Here is a 3,327-nt window from a genome sequence, read left to right on the forward strand (position 1 = left end):
GGCACTACGTGTGCGACAACCAGCCGGGGGCAAAGGTGGTGTACGTGAGCTCCGAGAAGTTCACCAACGAGCTCATATCCGCCATACAGAACAACAGGACCCAGGACTTCAAGGCCAAGTACAGGAGCATAGACGTGCTGCTCATAGACGACATCCAGTTCCTGGCGGACAAGGAGAGCACCCAGGAGGAGTTCTTCCACACCTTCAACAGCCTCCACGACGCCAAGAAGCAGGTGGTCATAAGCTCCGACCGGCCGCCTAAGGACATCCAGCGGGTGGAGGAGAGGCTGGTGTCCCGCTTCGAGTGGGGACTTGTGACGGACATACAGCCGCCGGACCTTGAGACCCGGGTGGCGATCCTTCAGAAGAAGGCGGAGCTCAGGGGCTATCACGTGCCCGAAGAGGTCATATTCTTCCTGGCCCAGAACATACCAAGCAACATAAGGGAGCTGGAGGGGGCCCTAAACCGGGTGGTGGCCTGTTCGGAGCTCAATGACGAGCCCATATCGGTGGAGAACGCGGCGGAGTGGCTTAAGGACATCATCCGCAACGTCATGAAGGGCCCCGTGAGCATCGACCTAATACAGCACCTGGTGGCGGAGAGCTTCGGCATCTCCGTGGACGAGCTGCTCTCCAGCAAGAGGACCTCGGACCTGGCGCTGGCAAGACAGGTGGCCATGTACCTATGCAGGGAGCACACCGAGGCAAGCCTGCAGCAGATAGGGTACGGCTTCAACAAGAAGGACCACACCACGGTTCTCCACGCCTGCAGGAAGATAGACGAGCTTTTGAAGACGGACCTCAAGGTCAAGAGCGTTGTGGATAACGTACGGAAAAAGCTGTGATAACCCCGGGTATCCACAGTGCATAAACCTGTGGATGGATGGATCTTGAAATTATTCCACATAGGGATTGTGGAAAAAGTGGATAACTTTGGCGATCCCTCTCTACAGGTCTTCCACAGGTCCAATGTGGAAAAAAACCGCCTGGATTCAGGGTTTTTCCACGTTATCCACAACCTCCACACCCCCTACTACTACGGCTTCTAGGGTCTAAAAAAAAAAAGAAAAAGCAACAGAGGAAGGGGAGGATAACTTGAAACTGGAGATAGAGAAGAGCAGCTTCATAAAGGCCTGGAACATGGCGGAGCGGTGCGCCGGAACTTCGTCTTCCAGCGCCGCGTCAAGCGTCCTTATAAGGTGCGCCGGCGGAAACGTGGAGCTCCTAGCCACGGACATGAAGACCAGCATCAAGTGCCCCGTGGAGGGGGTAAGGCAGGACATGGACGGAGAGGCCCTGTTGCCAGTGAGGGTGCTTGGAGACCTCTTCAAGAAGTCCCCGGAGAGCTACTTCTCCATAAGCCTTGAGGACGGCAAGGGGGTCATGACCGCGGGAAGGAGCCGCTACCGGTTCATGACCTACCCGGTGGAGGAGTTCCCAAAGATACCCTCCTCCTCCTCAGCCCAGGAGATGGGGGTCATATCCGCCCACGACTTAAGGACCGCCATAGCCGAGGGGGCCATAGCGGCCTCCATGTCCGAGGAGTACCCACCGTATCTCTCCTGTGCCTACTTCCAGGGGGACGACGGGGCCATGCGGGTGGTGTCCACCGACTCAAGGCGTCTTTCCTACTCCAAGGTTCCCATGAACGGCCAGTCGTCGGAGGCCATGCTCCTGCCCATGAAGGCGGTGAGGGAGCTGGACCGGATGCTGGCTTCCATGGGCGGCGAGACGGAGGTCAGGATGCTATCCGACGGCACCCAGGGGTACTTCCTGTGCCGGGAGTTCGAGTTCTCCATAAGGCGGGTGGACAGCAAGTTCCCCCAGTACGAGCGGATACTTCCAAAGTCCTGCACCACCTTCATGGAGACCTCCAGGTCCCAGCTCTTGGGAGCCCTTGAGAGGCTGGATTTGGTGGTGAGGGACTTCAACAGGATGGTGGCGGTGAACCTGTCCCCCGGTGGCAGCTGCACCTTGAGGAGCCGTTCGCCGGAGTTCGGAGAGGCGGTGGAAGAGGTGGAGGCCACTATAGAGGGAGAGCCACTTAGGATAGCCTTCAACGTACGGTTCCTGATGGAAGGGGTCAAGGGGCTTCAGGACTCCCTGGTGCGCCTTGAGTTCAACGGTCCTGGGGGACACGTGTGCATCAAGCGGATCGGATCCGACAGCTACCTCTACCTCCTGGCGCCGCTTGCCATAGACGAGGCGGAACTGCCGGGGGAAGATGCGATTTAGGTCCATAAGGTTATACAACTACAGGAACCTAAAGGACCAGTCCCTGGAGCTGTCCAAGGGGCTTAACATATTCTTAGGTCCCAACGGGGCGGGCAAGACCAACCTTTTGGAGGCCTTCTGCGTCTGTTCCGGCTGGGGGGCCTTCGACAGGACCTCAAGGGTGGTGCGCATAGGTAACCCCATGGGGGCGGTGCGGTGCGAGGCGGAGGGGGAGGAGGACCTGATCTGCGCGGTGAAGCTGTCCGGCAGGTCCTCCCTGAGGCTCAACGGAGAGAGGGCCAGCGGGTGGGACGTGAGGAGCAGGATGCCGGTGCTGGCGTTCCTTCCCGAAAGCGTGGCCATGGCGGAAGGTCCTCCGGCCTGTCGGCGGCGCCTTCTGGACCTGGTCTGCGCCATATGCTGCCCCGACTACGCCAAGGCCCTTCACCGGTACGGCAGGGCGCTGCGCCAGAGGATCGCCTCCCTTAGGTCCGGAAGGCACGAGGCCTACACCTTAAGGCTCATGGCGGCGGAGGGGGCGGTCATATGGGTATCCAGGCTCTCCATGGCGGGGCTTCTCACCGAGTCGGCGGTGCGCTGGGCTAAGAGGCTGGGCATCACCGTGGAGGTTGATTTTGCGTGCCAGATTGGGGTAAGCCCCTCATGGACTTATAAGTGCGGACGCCCTTCCCTTTCGCCGGAGGATGTGTTCCGGTTGATGGCTTCGGGGGTGGATGAGGAGAGGCGCTTGATGAGGCCCCCCATAGGTCCTCATCGGGACGACCTGCGCCTTACATGCCGAGGTATTGAGGCCTCCTGGGCCCTGAGCCGGGGCCAGCGCAGAAGGCTTTCCTACGCCCTGGTGATGGCCGCCGCGGAGACGGTGCTCAAGGTGACCGGGAGGTCCCCGGTGGTGGTTTTAGACGAGGTCTTCTCCGAGCTGGACCGGGATGGCAGGGTGCGGCTGTTCTTGGGGCTTGGGGAGCTTTCATGCCAGGTGCTTGCCTCCACCGCGGAGGACCTGCCTTCCCTCGGACTTGGGGAGCTTTTAGGTCCCAATTCCAGCGGGGAGTGGGCCCTGTACCGGGTGGAGGACGGAGTTGTGGCCCCCTT

3 protein-coding genes are annotated in these 3,327 nt (G+C 60.2%); all 3 read left to right on the forward strand.

The window, feature by feature from the left end:
- A partial coding sequence (dnaA, locus tag N2315_08930; protein ID MCX7829300.1) for a chromosomal replication initiator protein DnaA occupies positions 1-845 on the forward strand: 845 nt, incomplete at its 5' end.
- 250 nt (positions 846-1,095) lie between these two features.
- Positions 1,096-2,235 (forward strand): DNA polymerase III subunit beta, encoded by a 1,140-nt coding sequence (gene dnaN / locus N2315_08935; GenBank protein ID MCX7829301.1) that lies wholly within the window; start codon positions 1,096-1,098, stop codon positions 2,233-2,235.
- On the forward strand, positions 2,225-3,327 hold a 1,103-nt coding region (gene recF, locus N2315_08940), incomplete at its 3' end, for a DNA replication and repair protein RecF (protein ID MCX7829302.1). The genes dnaN and recF, both read left to right, overlap by 11 nt.

Source organism: Thermanaerothrix sp. (assembly GCA_026417795.1).
Lineage (GTDB): Bacteria > Synergistota > Synergistia > Synergistales > Synergistaceae > Thermanaerovibrio.